Origin of the sequence: Mycobacterium sp. 4858 (assembly GCF_900240975.1) — a bacterium.
GTDB lineage: Bacteria > Actinomycetota > Actinomycetes > Mycobacteriales > Mycobacteriaceae > Mycobacterium.
This window is the reverse complement of the sequence record NZ_LT968776.1, coordinates 148782-168024: the sequence shown is the minus strand read 5'-3', so window position 1 is coordinate 168024 and position 19243 is coordinate 148782. Positions and strand designations below refer to the sequence as shown.

Genomic DNA, 19243 nt, shown 5'->3' with positions numbered 1-19243 from the left:
GAGCTCATGAAGCGTTGTTCGAATAGCTCGTGCCCCGGGACCGCGGAGGCAGTCGGGAGCTGCCCGAACAATTTTCAGAGCGCTTGGCGCTTTGGGACCAGGCGTCGTCCAGATCGCGCGCGGTTTCTCTACCAGGTGCGTGCAGCTTGCAGTGCCACTGCGACTTGGGCCAGCCAGAAATTGTCGGCCAGCGGTCGTCCGGTGAGTTCGGCGAATCGGCGCAATCGGTAGTTGATGGTGTTGCGGTGACAATGCAGTTCGTCGGCGGTAGCCGAGACGGACTGGCCGCGCTGTAGCCAGGTGTCGACCGTGGTGAGGAGTGGCTCGCGCCGCTCGGCTGGCAACTCGAGTACCGGTCCCAGTGTGGTTGTCACGACGGATGCGGCCGCGTCTGGCGAGCTGGCGAGCAAGACTGCGATGACGTCGCGGTTGTAGCGAGTACTCGGGCGACTCTTCGACGAGGCTGACATAGCGACTTGAGCTTGAGCGCGGGCTTTTGAACAGTCGGCGATGTCGGTGAAGGGGCTGCTGAGGCCAATCATGATGGGGATGTCGGTGCAGATGGTAGCGGCGATGGTGTCCAGCGCGTCCACGCGGTTTCGTCGAAGCGAGACGACCCCCAATTGCGAGTGGGACGTGAGACGAAACCACGAGTCCTGAACCGCGGGGTGCGCCGAGATCAGCGTCTCGATGTCGGGAGGCGAATGCTCCACCGAAGGCTCAGCGCTGGTTGCCGAGATGATCGTGAGCTGCCCCGTCCGCGGGAGACCGAGGGCGGCGACCGCGTCCCAGAACGCTGCCCCGACGCTGGATTCGTTGAACAGCACCGTATCGAGCAGGGCGGCGCGAACTTGTTCGTTGCGTCGCGCGTCGCGGATGTCGATTTCGCGGAAAACCGCGTGTGCGCGAAGCGAATTGGCGTTCATCCAGGCGAAGATGGACGGTGTCGCCGCGATGAGGGCTTCCTTTTCGATTTCCCCGGTGTCCGCCAGGCGTGCGAGCTCGTCCCAGATGGTCGCCGCGCCGAGGCGGTACGCGTGCAACAGACTTGACTGCGTCAGACCTTGGCTGGCGCGGTGATGAATGGCGGAGTCGAAGCTGTGGTGGCCGGGGTCAGTGCCTCGGTCGATCCATTCGAGCATTTCGTCGAGGTACTCGGCGATGTTGCCCCTAACGGTCTTGCCGTTGTCGTCGTCGACGGGCAAATAGTCGGGTACTTCAGCGCGCAGCCGGGCGAGGACCTTGGTCACGATTGCGCCCGACTGTTGTCGCACGCGATTGGTGAGCACGGTCAGCGGTCGTTGCTGCAACATGTAGCGGATCGTAAATCGCCGCGCGCCCCGTTGTGCCCCGGCACAGGTTTCGTGATCGTAAATCTGGGCTGCCGTTCATTGTGCAGTCCACACTGAACGATCACGCTTCTTGCTGTGAACGCCCCCTCCGATCAGACCATCGTTTTGGTGCACGGCCTGTGGATGACGCCGCTTGCGTGGGAGGACTGGGTTGCCCGTTACCGCGCCAGGGGATTCGCCGTTTTGACGCCGGGCTACCCGGGTGTGGCGCCCGGCCCGACAGGGGTCGCCGCGCTACGCGAGGACCCCTCTCCGCTGGCCGACCTTGGGGTGCGGGAAGTCTTCGATCACCTCGCCGAGGTCATCGGCGAACTGAGCGAACCGCCGATACTGATGGGCCACTCGTTCGGCGGCACGTTCGTGCAGCTGCTGCTCGACGCAGGTTACGGGCGGGCCGGCGTGTCCATCGACGGCGCCGGCGTCAAGGGCATCCAAGTGCTGCCGTTCTCGGAAATCCGGGCTACGTTTCCAGTATTGAGAAATCCGGGCAACGTCCACCGCGCTGTGCCCATCACGCCAGAGCAATTCCACTACGCCTTCACCAACACGCTCACCGAATCCGAATCTCAGGTCGCCTATGAGCGGTACGCGGTTCCGGTACCGGCGCGCATCTTGTTCCAGGGCGGCCTGGCCAACGTCACACCCCATGCGGCCACCACCTACAACTTCGCCAACGACGACCGCGCGCCGCTGCTGTTCATCGCCGGCGGCCACGACCACATCCTGCCGCCCGCGGTGCAGCACGAGAACTACACGACAAACGTCGAACACTCGGCCGCGATCACCGCCTACAAGCTCTTCCCTGAGCGAGACCACTTCACCTGCGGCGCACCGGGATGGGAAGAAGTCGCCGACTTCGCCTTGAACTGGGCGCTGAGCCCCCTGCCCGGGGAACTCGACTGACTCCTTTCACAACTTCGAACGAAAGCAACGGCCACCCATGACCACAGTGCGCGACGCCATCCTCGACCTGTTCCGCTCGCACAATTTGACCACCTGGTTCGGCAATCCCGGCTCGTCGGAATTAGCGCTGCTGCAAGACTTTCCCGATGACTTCCGCTACTTCCTGGGCCTGCAGGAGATGATCCCGGTCGGGATGGCCGACGCCTACGCGCAAGTCACCCGCCGTCCCGCCGTGGTCAACCTGCATACCGCCCCTGGCATGGGTAACGCGCAAGGCCAGATCTACAACGCCTACGTCAACAAGACGCCGCTGATCATCACCGCGGGCAACCAGCGCCGCAACATGCAGAACCAGTACTGCCTGCTGACCAATCACGAACCCACCACCACACCAAAGCCGTTCGTGAAGTGGGCCGCCGAGCCGGCGACCGCCAGCGAGTCCCCGGCGGTGCTGGCCCGGGCGATCCACCTGGCCACCACCCCGCCGATGGGCCCGGTGTTCGTCTCGCTGCCGATGGACGACATGCCGATCGAACTGACCGACGGCCAGCTCGCCGACATCGCGGTGGTGCGCGATCGCACCGTGACCCACGCAACGGGCTTTCCGACCGAGTTGGCCGAGCAGGTCGGCGCACAACTCGACGCCGCCACGTCGCCGGCGATCATTGTCGGCGGCGATATCGACCGCTACGACGCCTATGACGCGGTGATCGAGCTGGCCGAGCGCACCGAATCGCCGGTGTTCACCGCACCATTGACCGGCTGGAGCGGTTTCCCGGAGAATCACCGGCTCTATCACGGCGCGCTGCCCCCGGGGGCGGGCTGGATCTCCGGGCTTCTCGCGGGCCACGACCTGATCCTCACGATCGGGACGCCGGTGTTCCGCTATTACCCGTTGGTGCCCGGGCCGTACCTGCCGAGCGGCGCACGGTTGATCCAGATCACCAACGATCCCGACGAGGCCGCCCGCGCCCCCGTCGGTGACGCGATCGTCGCCGACATTCGCGCCGCCACTCGGGCCCTGGCGGCGGCGGTCAAACCCACCCGGCGCTCCGCGCCCGCGCCACGCGCCGCAGCACCGGAACGGGTCTCGGAGCAGGTGCCGCTCAAGCCCGCGGATCTGTGGACCGCCGTCGCTCACGCCGCACCCGCGGACACCCTGTGGGTCAGCGAAGCAGGCAGCAACGAGATCGTCATGACCGAAAGCATCCGCCCGGGCAATCCGCGATCACATCTGTCGGCCGCCGGTGGCGGACTCGGCTGGGGGCTGCCGGCATCGGTCGGTGCTCAAATCGCGGCACCCGACCGACCGGTCGTGTCGTTGATGGGCGACGGCTCCATCCACTACGCGATCACCGCGCTGTGGAGCGCGGCACGCTACAACATCCCGCTCACCGTGGTGGTGGCGTCCAACGCCGAATACGGCGTGGTCAAAGAATTCGGCGTCTGGGAAAAGACCCCGAACGTCCCGGGGCTCGACATCCCCGGCCTCGACATCGTGGGAACTGCGGCCAGTTACGGCGTCGACGCCCACGAAGCACACAGCTCCGACGAAGTGTACGAACTGGTCAAGGCCGGCATTGCCGACCGCGACCGACCCACCCTGATCAACGCCCGCACGACACCCGTGCCCGCGGGATTCGGCAGCTAGGAGACATCTGGTGGATGGCACGATCATTTCGGCGTTCGCCGCGGCGCTTCAGGGTCGCGACGCGGTGGCCGCCGACGAGGCCACCCTGCGCCGATCAAGAAGCCCGGCCACATCTGACTCGACCACATAGGCTTGACTCGATATCGAACTGATGTTCGAATAGAAGTATGCGCTGGGTGGACCAGGCCGTCGCAGTCAACGGGGAGCCGGTCGAGGACGGTGCGCTGCCGGGGCTGCAGCGGATCGGCCTGGTCCGCAGTGTGCGCGCCCCGCAGTTCGAGGGGATCACCTTCCACGAGGTGCTGTGCAAGTCCGCGCTCAACAAGGTGCCGGGCGCTTCTGCGCTGCCGTTCCGGTACACCGTCAACGGCTACCGGGGCTGCTCGCACGCGTGCCGCTACTGCTTCGCCCGGCCCACCCACGAATACCTGGACCTCGACTGCGGCAACGACTTCGACAGCCAGGTCATCGTCAAGACCAACGTCGTCGAGGTGCTGCGCCGCGAGCTGCGCCGGCCGTCGTGGCGGCGCGAGACCGTCGCGCTGGGCACCAACACCGACCCCTACCAGCGGGCCGAGGGTCGCTACGCGCTGATGCCCGGCATCATCGGCGCCCTCGCCGAATCCGGCACACCGCTGTCGATCCTCACCAAGGGCACCCTGCTGCGGCGCGACCTGCCCCTGATCGCCGATGCGGCGCAACACGTTCCACTGTCGGTCGCGGTGTCGCTGGCCGTCGGTGACCCGGAGCTGCATCGGGACGTCGAGCCCGGCACGCCCACGCCGCAGGCGCGGCTGGGCCTGATCACCGCGATCCGCGAGGCGGGCCTGGACTGCCACGTGATGGTGGCGCCGGTGCTGCCGTACCTGACCGACTCCGTCGAGCATCTCGATGGCCTGCTGGGCCAGATCGCGGCGGCCGGCGCCACCGGTGTCACGGTCTTCGGCCTGCACCTGCGCGGCTCGACCCGGGGCTGGTTCATGTCCTGGCTGGGTGGCTCGCATCCGGAGTTGGTGGGCCGCTACCGCGAGCTGTACCGGCGCGGCGCGTACCTGCCGCCCGGCTACCGCGAGATGCTGCGGGCGCGGGCCGCGCCGCTGATCGCGAAATACCGGCTGGGCGGCGAGCAGCGCTCGTTCCGCCGGCCCGTCGTGGCGGCGCCGCCGGAGCCGGAAAGCGTTCAGGCGACGCTGTTTTGATTCAGGCCGGCCTGTCTCGGCGCGGCTTGGTCAGGGTGAACCGGTCCACCACGGTCACTTCGCCGAACGGCCCGCTCAGCGCGTAATGGGTGGCCTTGATCGAGGTGTCGCCGCCGGGTTGGCCCGGGTCGACGTCGAACGCCGCGAAGCCGTAGGGATTGTCGCGGTCTCGGAAGGCGGACCACGGTGCGTCCTCCAGAACGTAGATCGGTGCCTTGCGCCCCAGCCCGGGGTCGAACGCGGCGACCCCGGTCAACACCCGGCAGCGCGGCTCTGCGAAGAAGAAGCCGTTGCTGGGCGCGGACGTGCCGCCGCCGCCGATGACGACGTGCACCGTCCCCTTGGTCGGGTCGATGACGTCGGTGCGGGTGTCCACCGGTATCGGCGTTCGGGTGTCGGTCTGCTGCGTGCCGCGTAACGGATGCGATCGCTCGTAATGGTGTTCGTGGCCGCACACCACGAGGTCGACCTGGTGCTGGTCGAACAGCGGGAGCCATTCCTCGCGGATCCCCAGGTCGGCGCCATTGGCGGGCGCGTCGGCGGTGGAGATCGCCGTCTGGTGCATGCACACGACGATCCAGTCGATGTCCGGGTCCCGCCGGGCGGCGACGAGTTCGGCTGCCAGCCAACGCTTTTGCTCTCCGCCCGAGTAGCCGTGCACGTAGAAGTTGCCGCCGTCCTGAAACGCCACGTCGTCGTTGTTCAGGCTGATCACCCGCACCGAGCCGGCGGTGAATGAATACCACAGCCCTCGCGTTTCGGGGCTCGATCCCGAGTCGGGCACCGCGAAATACGTCTGATAGGCGGCGTAACCGACTGGGCCATTGCCCAATTCGTTCTCGTGATTGCCCGCCGCGGGCATCCACGGCCGGTAGCGCGCCGATCGGGTGTTGTTGTCGAACCACGCCGACCACGTGCGGATCCGGTCCTGCGCGAGGTTGGCGTAGCACAGGTCGCCGTTGACCAGGTTGAACAGGGGCGCCATGCGTTCGATTGCCAGGGTGGTGTCGGCGGACGCGGGCGATCCGATGTTGTCCGTGCCGTAGGTGCCGTCGGGCATCCGCTCCAGTGTCGGCGTGGACTGGTCGCCGAAGCTGGTGAAGCGGAAGGGTTTACGTCCCGACGGCGCGGTGCGGAAGGTGCCCATCTCGGGCTCCGCGCCGTCGTGCACGGCGGCGTACACGTAGTCGGTGTCCGGGGTCAGGTCCGTCAGGCGGGCGTGGTTGACGCGGACCTCGGTGTTGGACTTGGCATCGCGATAGGTGCGGGTTTCGGCTGCGACCGTGCGCCCGAGGCCCGACGTCGGCGTGCCGAGCATGACGCGCGGGTTGCGGACCGCGTCGACGGTGTGCCAGGACACCACGGCCTCGGTGCCGGCGTGCCGGCCGAATTGCAGGTGCAGCCCGGTCACCGGCGGCGCGCCGTTGCGGCTGGGCTGATACCAGAGCGCGGGCGCGCTGGGGTGCGACCACACCAAAGTGGCCCCGCCCCCGACGCCCGCGCCGAGGGCGGCCGAGACCGCGCTGGTGGTCAACAACCTGCGGCGGCTGATGCCGGGGGCCGGATCGTTGCCTCGGGGGGCGGGGTCGTCGGCCACCCCTGCTTCATACCCGAAGCCGGTGAACGCCGCCGGAACGGCGGCCGCTAGGCGGTCGCCGCGGGCACGGACGCACAGCACGGAGCACTATTCGTGCGTAGTGCCGTAACGAATTGGGTAGCGTTTTCGATATGACGAACGTGCGAATAGTGACCACGGGGGTCGCGGCGGCGGCGTTTGCGGCCGCCGCAGCGGTGGCCGTCACGCCCGCGACCTCATCGGCGGACCCGGCCGGCCACCAGGTGACCTACACCATCACCGCCACCGGCAACCTCACCGGCAACGTCCGCTACATGAACACCGATCCGCCCAGCCAGGCGGCGTTCAACGCCAACTCCTCGCAGTACCTGAACAGCGTGCAGACGGCGTTCGCCGCAAATCAGCCGCTGGTCTACAACACGACGCTGAACGACCCGAATCAGTGGGCGTTCGTCAACGCGAGCGGCGGGTGCCACTGGCCAGACTGCGATTCGTCGAACACCCCGCAGATTCAGTGCCAGATCGCCGTCGACGGCCAGGTCGTGGTGACGCAGAGCGCCACCACCGGGGTCACCTGCTCCACGCGACCCTGGTGAGCCGGCCGACGCCGGTTCGCCGATAGCGAACACCGCGCCGCCGGGCGTGGTTCAGTGGCGCACCCGCAGCGCGAGGTAGTACTCGTGGTGGCGGGTGTTGTCGACGGTGTAGCCCACGGCGTTGGTCACCCCGTCGTGGTCGGACTCCAGCCAGCGTTCGGTGTGCTGGCGTTCGAATTCGGTCCACGATGGCACCGTGAACCGCTCGAGCACCGTGTCGGGATGTTCCAGGCTGTGATACAGCCCCCAGCTGTGGCCGCCCGTTCGCAGCCGTGAGCGCCGCACCGCGCTCATCGCCTTGACGAAGTCTTGGAGGGTGTCGGTCGCGACGCGATAGCGCACGGTCACCAGGACGGGCCCGTCGTTGGGGCACGGTTCGAAGACGACCATGGGTGACGGCCAGGCCCGCGAGATGTCGCGGCTCAGCTTCCCGGTTTCCGGCCGCAGCCCGAGCGGGACGACGCTCAGCGCGGTGACGCCCAGCAGCACCGCCGCCACGGTCAACGCCACGCCCAGTCCTTCGCGCGTGGCGACGACACCCCACAGATACGACCCGAGCGCCTGTGAGCCGGTGAAGACCAGCAGGTACATCGCCAACCCGCGGGCGCGCACCCAGCGCGGCAGATGCAGCTGCGCCGCGGCGTTCAACGTTGTCAGCGTGATCAGCCAGGTCATCCCCGACAACACCAGGAACGGCGCCGCCGCGGCGAACGGCAGAAAGACCACCGCGAGCGTGGCGGCGCCGTATGCGGCGGCGCACCCCGCCAGCAGTGTGTTGGGCGGCACCTTCTGGCGTAGCGGCGCGGGGACCGCGACGGCCAGCACGGCGCCGACACCGATGGCGCCCAGCGCCAGACCGTAGCCGCCGGCCCCCAGGTGCCAGGTGTCGGCGGCCGTCACGGGCAGCAGCGCCAGCAGGGCCGAGGCGGGGAAGACGAAAAGGGCTGCGCGCAGCAGGATCCGGCGGTAGATCGGACCGTTGACCACATAGGCCAGTCCCGTCAGGATCGCCTGGCCGAGGTGTTCTCGTTCGATGGGCGCGATCTGCTTGGGTCGCTGCCACGCCGCCAAGGCGACGATGATGCCCACGAACGAGATCGCGTTGATCGCGAAGACCGCCGCCGGACCGGTCACCGCCAGCACGATGCCGCCGATCGCGGGCCCGACCACCCTGGCGACGTTGACCGAGACGCTGGCCAACGTCGCCGCGGCGGTGATCTGCTCGCGGGGGACGACCTCGGGCTGGATCGCCTGCCAGGCAGGCGCCGTGATCGCGGAGGCGACGCCGATGGCCAGGGTGAACAGCAGCAGAGCCGTCGGGGTGAGGTGGCCGAAGTAGGTCAGTCCCGCCAGCGCGAGCGCCACCAACACCGCATACGACTGCAGGACGATCAGCAACCGTCGCTGGTCGAACACGTCGGCGAGCGCGCCGGAAAACAGTGCCAACACCAGCGTCGGCCCGAGGCTAGCGGTCTGGACCAATGCCACGACGGTGGCGCTGCTGCCGCCCTCCACCAAGACCCATTGCGCGGCCACACTTTGCATCCAGGTGCCCACGTTGGAGACGAACTGCGCGACGAACAGCGCACGGAAAACCTGGTTGCGCAACGGTGCCCACGCCGACACCTCCGCGGCGTCGGTGCGCTCCTGCGTCATATCCGACATACGGGCAACGCCTTTCGCGTCGTGCGGCGGGGTAGAAGTCTAGGGCACGCACCTGACCCGCGCACGACCTAGCGGTGGTCGTGAGCGCGGCGGAGCCGGGCGAAGCGGGCCGCCGCCATGGGACGAGCGGCGTCACCGCCGGGTGCGGAATTGCCGAAACTGCAGGCGGACTAACCCAGACTCGGGGCGGAGAAGGTGTCGCACTGCTTCGGGTCGCCGGTCTGGTAGCCGACGGTGAACCAGTGCTGCCGCTGCTCCGACGAGCCGTGCGTCCACGACTCCGGGTTGACCCGCCCGGTCGCTTCCTTCTGAATCCGGTCGTCGCCCACCGACGCCGCGGCCGACAGCGCGTCTTGGATGTCCTGGTCGCTCAAGGGCTGCAGGTACGGCACACCGGTGCTCTCCTGCTTGACGGTCGACGCGTAGTGCGCCCAGATGCCCGCGTAGCAGTCCGCCTGCAACTCCGTGCGCACGCCGTTGCCGCCGGCGCCCTTCGCCCCCTGCTGCGAGCGGCCCAGGACGCCCTGCAGCTGCTGCACGTGGTGGCCGTATTCGTGGGCGACCACGTACTCCTGGGCGAACGGCCCTCCGCTGGAACCGAATTTGTCGACCAGCTCCTGGAAGAAGTCGGTGTCGAAGTACGCGGTCTGGTCCACCGGGCAGTAGAACGGCCCCACCGCGGTGGTCGCCGGCCCGCAGCCGGTGTCGACCGAGCCGGTGAACAGCCGCACGTGCGGCCGGGTGTACCTCGGCATCAGCTGGTGCCAGACCGCGTCCACCGAGTTGCCCGTGGCGACCACGCGGCACTGCACGTACTTGTTGGCATCGGCGCCGGTCTTGCACTGGCTCAGGTCGAATCCGGGCGCGGAGTAACCGCTTGTGTTCGACTGCGACTGGTCCATGACGCGGCCCGGATCGACGCCCAACAACAGCGCGCCGATGAGGATGAGCAGCCCGAGGCCGCCGCCGCCGAGCGCCATGCCCATGCCGCCCCCCGACGAGGACGCGGTGCTGGTGTCGATCTGCATACCCTCGTTGAAGGTCACGGCAGGCTCCTAATGTTGCTGGGTCGCGGAGTAGCGGGCATCGGTGTAGCTGCGCAGGTTGCGCAGGAATCGGCGAAGGCCCAGGTTCAGCAGCGGCCCCACCAGGTACATCGCCAGCCGCGCCGGGCCCGCGGGCTTCTGCGCCATGGTCCACGTCAGCCGGCAACCACCGGGGATGGCCTCGACCCGGTAGTCCTCGGCGAACGCGGCGACGGCCTGCGTCGAGCATTCGTTGAACCGGAAAGCCATGTGGCTGAACGGCTCCCACGCCAGGAATTCCTCATTGCCGACCATGCCGCCGCGCATCTCGACGACGCGGGTGGTGCCCACACCGCGCGGCTCGGGGCTGGTCCAGGTCACCTTGGTGATCACGCTCGCCCAGCGCGGCCAGGACTCCGCGTCGGCGAGCACCTCGAACAGCTGCTCGGGCGTGATGGCCAGGTCGACGCTGTTGCGGAACACGAACGGCGCGCTGTCGATGAAGCTCATGTCCACGCGGTCGCAGGGGAACATGGCTCGAATCTATCCTGGCCCGTCGCTGGCCGCGGCCAGTAACGGCACAACGACGTCGCTGATCGGCGTCGCCAGATCATGGGCGCGGGCCTTGCGGATGATCACCCCGTTGCGGACGTCCCATTCCATCCGGCGGCCGTTCTCCCGGTCGGCCAGGATCGACGTCCCCATGTCCTCGGGTGCGCGGCGGAACATGTCCGCCAGCTCGTCGACGATGCCGTCGGGCAGCCGGGCGCCCTCGGCCCGCGCCACCGCCAGGCACTCGGCGACGTAGCGGCGCGACAGTGCGGCGACGTCGTCGCGGCGGAACATGCCGGACCGCCGCCCGGACAGCGCCATGAACCCGGCCAGCGCGTTGGTGAGCAACTTGCGCCAGGCCGCGGTGATGAAGTCGGGGTCGCAGTCCACCCGGCATCCCGCGCCGCGCAGCAGCTCGGCGATCGCCTCCGCCGAGGGCCCGCTGGGCAGTACCAGCGCGGGCTCGGTGCGCAGCCGGACCCAGCCGCCGGGCTGGGTCTCCGCGGAATACCAGACGATGCCGGGGACCACGGGCGACGACGGGCAGTGCGGCTGTACTTGCTCGACCTGCTCGACGCCGTTCTGCAGCACCGCGACGATCGTGTGCGGCCCGCACAGGCGGGCCAGCCATCCGGCCGCGGCGTTGTTCTGGGTGGCCTTGACCGCCAGCACCACCACGTCGACGGGCCCGTTCACCTCGCTGGGATCGGTGTGCACGGGCCCCGGGACGACGATCGGATCCGCGCCGTCGGGCCGCAATTCGATGCGGTCTCGGGGGGTGTGGCCGCACACCAGCACCGAATGCCCGGCCTTGTGCAGCAGTGCGGCGACCGTCGTACCGACGGCGCCGGGGCCGACTAGTGCGATTCTCATTGGGGGGTTGGTGGCGATAGGACCGAAAGTACCTGCTCTAGACTGGGCACTCGTCCAAAGCCTGCTGAAAGGGAGTGTTTGTGCTGCGCAGCCACGCCGCCGGTTCGCTGAGAAGCAGCGAAGCCGGGCAGCAGGTGACTCTGGCGGGCTGGGTGGCTCGCCGCCGCGACCACGGCGGCGTCATCTTCATCGACCTGCGCGACGCCTCGGGCATCGCCCAGGTGGTGTTCCGCGCCGAGGACGTGCTGGCCCAGGCGCACCGGTTGCGCGCCGAGTTCTGCATCGCGGTCACCGGGGTCGTCGAGATCCGCCCGGAGGGCAACGCCAACCCCGAGATCGCCACGGGTGACATCGAGGTCAACGCCGCGTCGCTGACCGTGCTGGGCGAGAGCGCGCCGCTGCCGTTCCAGCTCGACGAGCCCGCCGGCGAGGAGTTGCGGCTGAAGTACCGCTACCTCGACCTGCGCCGCGACGGGCCGGCCGCCGCAATCCGGCTGCGTTCCAAGGTCAATGCCGCCGCCCGCTCGGTGCTGGCGCGACACGACTTCGTCGAGATCGAGACGCCGACGATCACCCGCTCCACACCCGAGGGGGCGCGCGACTTCCTGGTGCCCTCGCGCCTGCACCCCGGATCGTTCTACGCCCTGCCGCAGAGCCCACAGCTGTTCAAGCAGCTGCTGATGGTGGCCGGGATGGAGCGCTACTACCAGATCGCCCGCTGCTACCGCGACGAGGATTTCCGCGCCGACCGTCAGCCCGAGTTCACCCAGCTCGACATGGAGATGAGCTTCGTCGACGCCGAGGACATCATCGCGATCTCCGAGGAGATCCTGACCGCGCTGTGGGCGCTGATCGGCTACCAGATCCCGACGCCGATCCCGCGGATCAGCTATGCCGACGCGATGCGCCGATTCGGCTCGGACAAGCCGGACATGCGGTTCGGGCTGGAGCTCGTCGAGTGCGCAGAGTTCTTCTCCGACACCACCTTTCGCGTCTTCCAGGCACCGTACGTCGGTGCGGTGGTCATGCCCGGTGGGGCGTCGCAGCCACGGCGCACGCTGGACGGCTGGCAGGAGTGGGCCAAACAGCGCGGGCACCGCGGCCTGGCCTACGTGCTGGTGGCCGACGACGGCACGCTCGGCGGGCCGGTGGCCAAGAACCTGTCCGACGCCGAGCGCGACGGGCTGGCCGCGCACGTCGGGGCCAAGCCGGGGGACTGCATCTTCTTCTCGGCCGGCCCGCCCAAGTCGTCGCGGGCCCTGCTCGGTGCGGCCCGCAACGAGATCGCGGACCGGCTGGGCCTCGTCGACCCCGACGCATGGGCGTTCGTGTGGGTGGTGGACCCACCGCTGTTCGAGCCGGCCGAGGAGGCGACCGCCGCCGGCGACGTGGCCGTCGGCGCGGGGGCGTGGACGGCGGTGCATCACGCGTTCACCTCGCCCAAGCCCGAGTTCGAGGACGTCATCGACACCGACCCCGGCGGCGTGCTCGCCGACGCCTACGACATCGTCTGCAACGGCAACGAGATCGGGGGCGGCTCGATCCGTATCCACCGCCGTGACATCCAGGAGCGGGTGTTCGCGGTGATGGGCCTGGATCGCGCCGAGGCCGAGGACAAGTTCGGATTCCTGTTGGAGGCGTTCACCTTTGGCGCACCGCCGCACGGCGGGATCGCCTTCGGCTGGGACCGGATCAACGCGCTGCTGTCCCGGGTGGACTCCATCCGCGAGGTGATCGCGTTCCCCAAGACCGGCGGCGGCGTCGACCCGCTCACCGAGGCGCCCGCGCCCATCACCGCCCAGCAACGCAAGGAATCCGGAATAGACGTCAAGCCGGACAAGGTTGACCGGGCATGACCGAAATGCCTGACACCGCGACGATCAACAACTTCAACAGCGCCATCATCGACGAGTTCCGGACCAACAGCGGCAAGGTGGGCGGCCAGTTCGAGAATGCCCATCTGCTGTTGCTCACCACGACGGGCGCCAAGTCCGGACAGCCCAGGATCTCCCCGCTGGCCTACTTCCGCATCGACGGCAAGCTCATCATCATCGGCTCCTTCGCCGGCTCGCCCGTCAGCCCGGCGTGGGTGCACAACCTGCGGGCCAACCCGCAGGCCCGGGTCGAGATCGGCGCCCCGCAGGGAGTGCAGGAGTTCGCCGTCACGGCGCGCGAGTTGCCGTCCGACGAGCGCGAGGAAGTCCTGCCGCAGATCGTCGCCGCGGCGCCGGTGTTCGCCGAATACCAGTCCAAGACCAGCCGCGTCATTCCGTTGTTCGAGTTAAACCGGACCTAGCCGGGTGGGCACGTCGCGGCAGGCGGGGCTATCGCTGGTTCTCGCCGCCGCGCGTGCCGGCGGCAAACGCCTGCGGCTGGTGTGGTTCAACCTGGTACAGACCGCCGTCGCCGCAGGCCTGTCGTGGTATCTCGCGCACGACGTCCTACAGCATCCGCAGCCGTTCTTCGCACCGATCGCGGCCGCGGTGTCGTTGTCGACGAGCAACGTGCTGCGCGCGCAACGCGCCATCCAGATGATGGTCGGGGTGACTTTCGGGATTGGGCTGGGCTCGGTGGTGCAGGCCCTGCTCGGCCCCGGCGCGGTCCCCATCGCGATCGCCGCATTGATCGCGCTGGGCGCCGCGGTGTTCATCGGGGGCGGCTTCATCGGGCACGGGATGATGTTCGCCAACCAGACCGCGGTGTCGGCGATCCTGGTGTTGGCGCTGTTCCACAGCGGCCTCGGCTGGGAGCGCATCTTCGACGCGCTGATCGGCGGTGGCGTGGCCATCGTGTTCGCAGTCCTGCTGTTCCCCGCCGACCCGCTGAAGGTGCTGCGCATTGCGCGCGTCGGCGTGCTGGGGGTGCTGCACGACGTGTTGGCGCGTGCCGCGGACGTCGCCGTCGGACGCAAAGCGCCGGCACCCGACTGGCCGCTGACGGCGGTCGACCGAGTACACGAACAGCTCAGCGGACTGCTCGAGGCGCGCACCACCGCCCGCCAAGTCGTGCGTATCGCGCCGCGCCGCTGGGGCATGCGCGACACGGTCCACGCCGCCGATCGCCAGGCCGTGTACGTGGCCCTGCTGGCCGGCTCGGTGCTGCAACTGGCCCGCGCCGTCGCCCCTACTCCCAATCCCACCTCTGACGGTTGTCGCGAGGGGCATCCGCAGATCGTGCACACCGTGTCGGTGGTGCTCGCGGCCGCGACAGCCCTTGCCGACCCCGACCCGGCCGGCGCGTGCGCGTACATCGCGTCCGCGCGTCACCACGCTTCGGAATTGCAGTCGGTCGCCCGCGAGAAAACGCAGTTGATCCTCGCCGACGTCGTCAGCGCCTGCGTCGACGACCTGCAACGGGTCATCGACCTACGGCACGGGTGACGGTTCAGCGGTTCAGCGGGAGTCGGCCAGGAATTCCTGAACCAACTTCCGCGGGGCCTGCGTCAGCCAGGCCTCGGTGATCAGCTCCTCGAGGTCGCGCACCGAGATCTCGGCCAGCCGGACCAACACCACCGGGTAGCCGTCGAAGTGGGGGGTCGTGAAATAAACGTCCGGCTCGTCGGTGATCAACCCGAACTTGACCCCCTCGTCTGACACCCGCACGCCGAGGATGTCGCCCCCGGGCGGTTCCGATCCCTCGCGGGCCAGCGCCTCGCGTTCGGACGGGCGCAGCGGCCGCTCCCAGGCCAGCAACTTCTTGCCGACCCGCCAGTCATGCGGTGACGGCTCGGAGGTGAGTGCCAGCTCACGAACGATGTGGGCGACGTCGTACCACGTGGCCACATCTCGATTGTGCTCCCGGTTTGGCCCGCGTGCCGCCGTATCGGCAAACGGTTTCGCGCCGCGGACGACGCGACGGCCCGGCGTGTGATGTGATCAGCCATGTGACTGAAGCCGAGGCCGGGGCCGCCCGCCGCCACCGGGTCACCCACCGCACCGAGTACCGCTACTCCGACGTGGTGACCAGCTCCTACGGCCGCGGTTTTCTCACCCCGCGGGATTCGCTGCGGCAGCGCTGCGTCGAGCACCGGCTGACCATCGAACCGGCCCCCGCCGACGTCTCCACCAGCGCCGACGTCTACGGCAACATCAGCTCGTACTTCCACGTCACCGAGCCGCACCACACCCTGACCGTCACCAGCGATTCCATCGTGGACGTCTATCCGCCGGCCCCGGGGCTCTACACCGCCGGGCCGGCGGTGCAACCGTGGGAGGCCGCCCGGCCGACGGGAGGTGGGGGAGCGCTCGCCGCCGAATTCACCCTCGACCTGAATCCACCCGAGATCACCGACGAGGTGCGCGAGTACGCGGCGCCCAGTTTCGCCCCGGAGCGCCCGCTGGTGGACGTGCTGCGCGACCTCGCGTCGCGGATTTTCGCCGACTTCACCTACCGCTCGGGGTCGACGACGATTTCCACCGGGGTAAAAGAGGTTCTGGCGGCCCGGGAAGGGGTATGTCAGGACTTTGCACGGCTGGCGATCGCCTGCCTGCGCGCCAACGGTCTGGCGGCCAGCTACGTGTCCGGCTACCTGGCCACCGACCCACCCCCGGGGAAGGATCGAATGATCGGTATAGACGCCACCCACGCCTGGGCGGCGGTGTGGACACCGCAGCAGCCCGGCCAGTTCGAGTGGCTGGGCTTGGACCCCACGAACGACCAGCTGGTCGACGAGCGCTACATCATCGTCGGACGCGGCCGTGACTACGCGGACGTGCCGCCGCTGCGGGGCATCATCTACACCGAGTCGGAGCACAGCGTGATCGACGTGGCCGTCGACGTGGTGCCCTTCGAGGGGGACGTGCTCCATGCGTGACTTCAACTGCCCCAATTGCGGGCAGCGCCTGACGTTCGAGAACTCCACCTGCCTGAATTGCGGCAGCGCACTGGGTTTTTCGCTCGAACAGATGGCCCTGCTGGTGATCGCCGAGAACAACGCCGGCGAGCACGCGGGTTTCGTGGACGCGGCCGAGTATCAGCTGTGCGCCAATCTGCTACTGGCCGAATGCAATTGGCTGGTTCCCGTCAACAATCCTCGGCTGCTGTGCGCGTCCTGCGCGCTGACCACCGTGCGGCCCAACGACGCCGACACCGCCGGCCTGGCCGAGTTCGCCCGCGCCGAGGCGGCCAAGCGGCGGCTGATCGCCGAGCTGCATGAACTCAAGTTGCCGATCATCGGGCGCGACGAGGATCCCGAGCAGGGATTAGCCTTCCACCTGCTGTCCAGCGGGCACGAGAAGGTGATGACCGGGCACGACAACGGCGTGATCACCCTGGACCTGGCCGAGGGCGACGACGTGCACCGCGAGCAGCTGCGGGTGGAGATGGAGGAGCCGTACCGCACGCTGCTGGGACACTTCCGGCACGAGATCGGGCACTACTACTTCTACCGGCTGATCGCCGGGTCCAGAGACTATTTGGCGCGCTTCAACGAGTTGTTCGGCGACCCCGACGCCGACTACCAGGAGGCGCTCGACCGGCACTACAGTGAGGGGCCGCCCGAGGATTGGCAGGAACACTTCGTCTCCTCGTACGCCACCATGCACCCCGCCGAGGACTGGGCCGAGACGTTCGCCCATTACCTGCACATCCGCGACACCCTGGACACCTCGGCGTGGTGCGGCTTCGCTTCGGCGTCGGCGACCTTCGACCGTCCGGCCCTGGGCCCCAGCGCTTTCCAGACGGTCATCGACATGTGGCTGCCACTGTCGTGGTCGCTGAACATGGTGAACCGGTCGATGGGCCACGACGACCTGTACCCGTTCGTGCTGCCGGTCGCTGTGCTGGACAAGATGAAGTTCATCTACACCGTGATCGACGAGGTGACCTCCGAGTCGCGGGGACCGGCCGCCATCGCGGGGTAGGGCGCGGTCCGCCAGTTCCTCGAGGCGGCGGTGTGGCCCAACAGCTTTGTGTCAGCCGGGGCGGCGCAGTCGGCGGTGCGCGCATACGTCTTCGTTGCGCTGCCGTTGCTTCCCGCGCTGGTCCCGTTGTCGGTCTTGATGCTGGAACCGCGCGGCGCCCGACTGCGGCGGCGCCTTTTGCGGTGCTCGGCGCCGTCGTGTCTGTGTACCTGGCCGTCGTCGTCCTCACCCAACCGATCGGGGTGAAGAGGTGGCCGCGCGCGCTGGAATACCAGACCGCCGTTCACGACAGCTGGGTGTGGGCGGTGCTTTACATCGCGGCTGTCATCGGGCCGGCGGTGATGTCGGGCTATCGCTCCATCACGGTGTTCGCGTCACTGTGGTGCATCTACGCCGCGGTGCTTTCGGTCCTGGTGCTGGTGCACATGCGGCGTTGTCGGCGGCTGCCCGATCCGCACCGCTACCAGGGGGTCGCCATGGATCACGCGACCTCCAAGGTGTGATTACCGCCTAGTCGTTTGGCGGTCGCATCGTTGTATTCCCTTGTGTCACTTTGGTTTCTGTGGTCACATTGTGGCGTTTTTTGTCGGTGGGTGTTTCTAGGGTTGGGGGTATGGGTGGCAGTAGTCGTGAGGAGATCGTCGAGGTCATCGACGCGCTCGATTACGATGCGGACCGGTTGTGTGGGTTGTCTTTTGACGTGCTGACCACCCCGGAGCGGTTGGCTGCCCTGGAGCGGGTGGAGCGGGTGGCCCGCCAGCTGCGCGCGCCTCAGCACGCGTTGATCAATCAGCTCGACGCCCAGGCCAGTCCCGAGGAGTTGGGTGGCTCGCTGCGTGTGGGGCTGGCCGACCGGTTGCGCATCACCAAAGCCGAGGCCGGCCGGCGCATCGCCGACGCCCGCGATCTCGGCGAGCGCTGCGCGTTGACCGGTGAGCCGTTGGCGCCGCGGTTGAGCGCGACCGCGGCCGCCCAGCGCGCCGGGCTGATCGGGGACGGGCACGTCAACGTGATCCGCGGATTCTTCGCCCACCTGCCGGCTGAGGTCGACGTGTTCACCCGCCAGGCCGCCGAGGCCGACCTGGCCGACAAGGCCGCCGGCTACCGGCCCGACGAGTTGGCCAAATACGCCCAGCGGATCCTGGATTGGCTACACCCCGACGGGGACTACAGCGACGCCGAGCGGGCCCGCAGACGCGGCATCATTTTGGGGGCACAAGACGTCGACGGTATGTCACGGCTGAGCGGGCTGATCACCCCGGAGCTGCGGGCCGCGATCGAAGCGATGCTGGCCAAACTCGCCGCACCCGGAGTGTGCAACCCCGAGGATGAGACCCCGGTGGTCGATGAGACACCCGATGAGGAGGCGGTGCGCCGCGACACCCGCAGCCAGGCTCAACGCCACCATGACGCCTTCCTGGCCGGGCTGCGCGGGCTGCTCGCGTCGGGGGACCTGGGCTCCCACAACGGGCTGCCGGTGTCGATCGTGGTGACCACCACCTTGCAAGACCTCGAAGCCGCCGCCGGCAAGGCGTTGACCGCCGGCGGCACCCTGGTGCCGATGTCGGACGTGATCCGCTGGGCGGGCCACGCTCACCATTACTTGGCGATCTTCGACAAGAGCCGATCACTAGCGCTGTGGCACACCAAACGCCTGGCCTCACCCGCCCAGCGAATCATGTTGTACGCCAAGGACCGTGGGTGTACCAAACCCGGCTGCGACGCGCCGGCCTACCACAGCCAGGTCCACCACGTCCGCGGCTGGCGATCCACCGGCCGCACCGACATCGACGACCTCACCCTGGCCTGCGGCCCCGACAACCGACTCGCCGAACAGGGCTGGACCACCCGCACCAACGCCCGCGGCGAAACCGAATGGCTCCCCCCACCCCACCTGGATCGCGGACAACCACGCACCAACAGCTACCACCACCCCGAACGACTCCTCGAAGACGGCGACGACGACGAACCCCATTGACACAACATGCAA

At 68.4% G+C, this 19243-nt stretch carries 19 protein-coding genes; 12 read left to right on the top strand and 7 right to left on the bottom strand.

Going from position 1 to position 19243, the window contains the following annotated elements; translation table 11 throughout:
• Positions 1-128 precede the first annotated feature (128 nt).
• Complete coding sequence (locus C1737_RS08940) at positions 129-1313, bottom strand: CdaR family transcriptional regulator (RefSeq protein ID WP_067923442.1); 1185 nt, start codon at positions 1311-1313, stop codon at positions 129-131.
• A gap of 114 nt (positions 1314-1427) precedes the next feature.
• Here C1737_RS08940 and C1737_RS08935 point away from each other — a divergent pair, with 114 nt between their 5' ends.
• The 3 genes from C1737_RS08935 to C1737_RS08925 all read left to right on the top strand — a co-directional run bounded on the left by C1737_RS08935 (position 1428) and on the right by C1737_RS08925 (position 5105).
• Complete coding sequence (locus C1737_RS08935) at positions 1428-2255, top strand: alpha/beta hydrolase (protein ID WP_233214726.1); 828 nt, start codon at positions 1428-1430, stop codon at positions 2253-2255.
• Between the two features lie 37 nt (positions 2256-2292).
• Positions 2293-3906, top strand: a complete 1614-nt coding sequence (gene mdlC, locus C1737_RS08930; RefSeq protein WP_102417914.1) for a benzoylformate decarboxylase — start codon at positions 2293-2295, stop codon at positions 3904-3906.
• Positions 3907-4073: 167 nt separating this feature from the next.
• On the top strand, positions 4074-5105 hold the full coding sequence (locus tag C1737_RS08925) for an Rv2578c family radical SAM protein (RefSeq protein ID WP_102417913.1): 1032 nt from the start codon (positions 4074-4076) through the stop codon (positions 5103-5105).
• Between the two features lies 1 nt (position 5106).
• On the opposite strand, the gene C1737_RS08920 is transcribed toward C1737_RS08925, so the two are convergent.
• Positions 5107-6702, bottom strand: coding sequence for a metallophosphoesterase family protein (locus C1737_RS08920; protein WP_102419865.1), 1596 nt, complete (start codon positions 6700-6702; stop codon positions 5107-5109).
• 131 nt (positions 6703-6833) lie between these two features.
• Here C1737_RS08920 and C1737_RS08915 point away from each other — a divergent pair, with 131 nt between their 5' ends.
• Positions 6834-7277, top strand: coding sequence for a hypothetical protein (locus C1737_RS08915; protein WP_067923427.1), 444 nt, complete (start codon positions 6834-6836; stop codon positions 7275-7277).
• A gap of 51 nt (positions 7278-7328) precedes the next feature.
• On the opposite strand, the gene C1737_RS08910 is transcribed toward C1737_RS08915, so the two are convergent.
• The 4 genes from C1737_RS08910 to C1737_RS08895 form a co-directional block, all read right to left on the bottom strand.
• Complete coding sequence (locus C1737_RS08910; protein ID WP_233214725.1) at positions 7329-8942, bottom strand: MFS transporter; 1614 nt, start codon at positions 8940-8942, stop codon at positions 7329-7331.
• A 170-nt stretch (positions 8943-9112) separates the two neighbouring features.
• Complete coding sequence (locus C1737_RS08905; protein WP_102417911.1) at positions 9113-9988, bottom strand: neutral zinc metallopeptidase; 876 nt, start codon at positions 9986-9988, stop codon at positions 9113-9115.
• A 9-nt stretch (positions 9989-9997) separates the two neighbouring features.
• Positions 9998-10501, bottom strand: a complete 504-nt coding sequence (locus tag C1737_RS08900; RefSeq protein WP_068094048.1) for an SRPBCC family protein — start codon at positions 10499-10501, stop codon at positions 9998-10000.
• A gap of 9 nt (positions 10502-10510) precedes the next feature.
• Positions 10511-11392 (bottom strand): oxidoreductase, encoded by an 882-nt coding sequence (locus C1737_RS08895; protein WP_102417910.1) that lies wholly within the window; start codon positions 11390-11392, stop codon positions 10511-10513.
• A gap of 74 nt (positions 11393-11466) precedes the next feature.
• On the opposite strand from C1737_RS08895, the gene aspS reads away from it, so the two are divergent.
• From aspS to C1737_RS08880, 3 genes are read left to right on the top strand one after another with little or no spacing between them, the layout of a single operon-like run.
• Positions 11467-13248 carry an aspartate--tRNA ligase gene (gene aspS / locus C1737_RS08890; protein WP_102417909.1) on the top strand — a complete coding sequence of 594 codons (1782 nt, stop codon included), beginning with the start codon at positions 11467-11469 and terminating at the stop codon, positions 13246-13248.
• Complete coding sequence (locus C1737_RS08885) at positions 13245-13688, top strand: nitroreductase family deazaflavin-dependent oxidoreductase (RefSeq protein WP_102417908.1); 444 nt, start codon at positions 13245-13247, stop codon at positions 13686-13688. The genes aspS and C1737_RS08885 overlap by 4 nt, the downstream gene beginning before the upstream one ends.
• Before the next feature lie 4 nt (positions 13689-13692).
• Entirely contained in the window at positions 13693-14772 is a 1080-nt protein-coding gene (locus tag C1737_RS08880; RefSeq protein ID WP_102417907.1) for an aromatic acid exporter family protein, read from the top strand.
• A 12-nt stretch (positions 14773-14784) separates the two neighbouring features.
• On the opposite strand, the gene C1737_RS08875 is transcribed toward C1737_RS08880, so the two are convergent.
• Positions 14785-15174, bottom strand: a complete 390-nt coding sequence (locus C1737_RS08875) for an MmcQ/YjbR family DNA-binding protein (RefSeq protein WP_102417906.1) — start codon at positions 15172-15174, stop codon at positions 14785-14787.
• A gap of 101 nt (positions 15175-15275) precedes the next feature.
• Between C1737_RS08875 and C1737_RS08870 the strand changes: the two genes are divergently transcribed.
• The 5 genes from C1737_RS08870 (at position 15276) to C1737_RS08855 (ending at position 19231) form a co-directional block, all read left to right on the top strand.
• On the top strand, positions 15276-16205 hold the full coding sequence (locus C1737_RS08870; protein WP_102419864.1) for a transglutaminase family protein: 930 nt from the start codon (positions 15276-15278) through the stop codon (positions 16203-16205).
• The gene (locus C1737_RS08865; RefSeq protein ID WP_102417905.1) at positions 16198-17253 is read left to right on the top strand and encodes a putative zinc-binding metallopeptidase; all 1056 of its coding nucleotides are present in this window, start codon (positions 16198-16200) and stop codon (positions 17251-17253) included. Before C1737_RS08870 ends, C1737_RS08865 begins: the two co-directional genes overlap by 8 nt.
• Positions 17254-17283: 30 nt before the next feature.
• Positions 17284-17499, top strand: coding sequence for a hypothetical protein (locus C1737_RS27505; RefSeq protein ID WP_369807521.1), 216 nt, complete (start codon positions 17284-17286; stop codon positions 17497-17499).
• Positions 17451-17756 (top strand): hypothetical protein, encoded by a 306-nt coding sequence (locus tag C1737_RS27115; protein WP_233214724.1) that lies wholly within the window; start codon positions 17451-17453, stop codon positions 17754-17756. Before C1737_RS27505 ends, C1737_RS27115 begins: the two co-directional genes overlap by 49 nt.
• A gap of 110 nt (positions 17757-17866) precedes the next feature.
• Positions 17867-19231 carry an HNH endonuclease signature motif containing protein gene (locus tag C1737_RS08855; protein ID WP_102417904.1) on the top strand — a complete coding sequence of 455 codons (1365 nt, stop codon included), beginning with the start codon at positions 17867-17869 and terminating at the stop codon, positions 19229-19231.
• The last annotated feature ends 12 nt before the right edge of the window (positions 19232-19243 follow it).

Bases quoted from the DNA above. Each gene is read 5' to 3' on its own strand.
- C1737_RS08910 (WP_233214725.1), bottom strand. From the start codon at position 8,942: ATGTCGGATATGACGCAGGAGCGCACCGACGCCGCGGAGGTGTCGGCG.
- C1737_RS08895 (WP_102417910.1), bottom strand. From the start codon at position 11,392: ATGAGAATCGCACTAGTCGGCCCCGGCGCCGTCGGTACGACGGTCGCC.
- C1737_RS08900 (WP_068094048.1), bottom strand. From the start codon at position 10,501: ATGTTCCCCTGCGACCGCGTGGACATGAGCTTCATCGACAGCGCGCCG.
- C1737_RS08940 (WP_067923442.1), bottom strand. From the start codon at position 1,313: ATGTTGCAGCAACGACCGCTGACCGTGCTCACCAATCGCGTGCGACAA.
- mdlC (WP_102417914.1), top strand. From the start codon at position 2,293: ATGACCACAGTGCGCGACGCCATCCTCGACCTGTTCCGCTCGCACAAT.
- C1737_RS08855 (WP_102417904.1), top strand. From the start codon at position 17,867: ATGGGTGGCAGTAGTCGTGAGGAGATCGTCGAGGTCATCGACGCGCTC.
- C1737_RS08925 (WP_102417913.1), top strand. From the start codon at position 4,074: ATGCGCTGGGTGGACCAGGCCGTCGCAGTCAACGGGGAGCCGGTCGAG.
- C1737_RS08865 (WP_102417905.1), top strand. From the start codon at position 16,198: ATGCGTGACTTCAACTGCCCCAATTGCGGGCAGCGCCTGACGTTCGAG.
- C1737_RS08915 (WP_067923427.1), top strand. From the start codon at position 6,834: ATGACGAACGTGCGAATAGTGACCACGGGGGTCGCGGCGGCGGCGTTT.
- C1737_RS08885 (WP_102417908.1), top strand. From the start codon at position 13,245: ATGACCGAAATGCCTGACACCGCGACGATCAACAACTTCAACAGCGCC.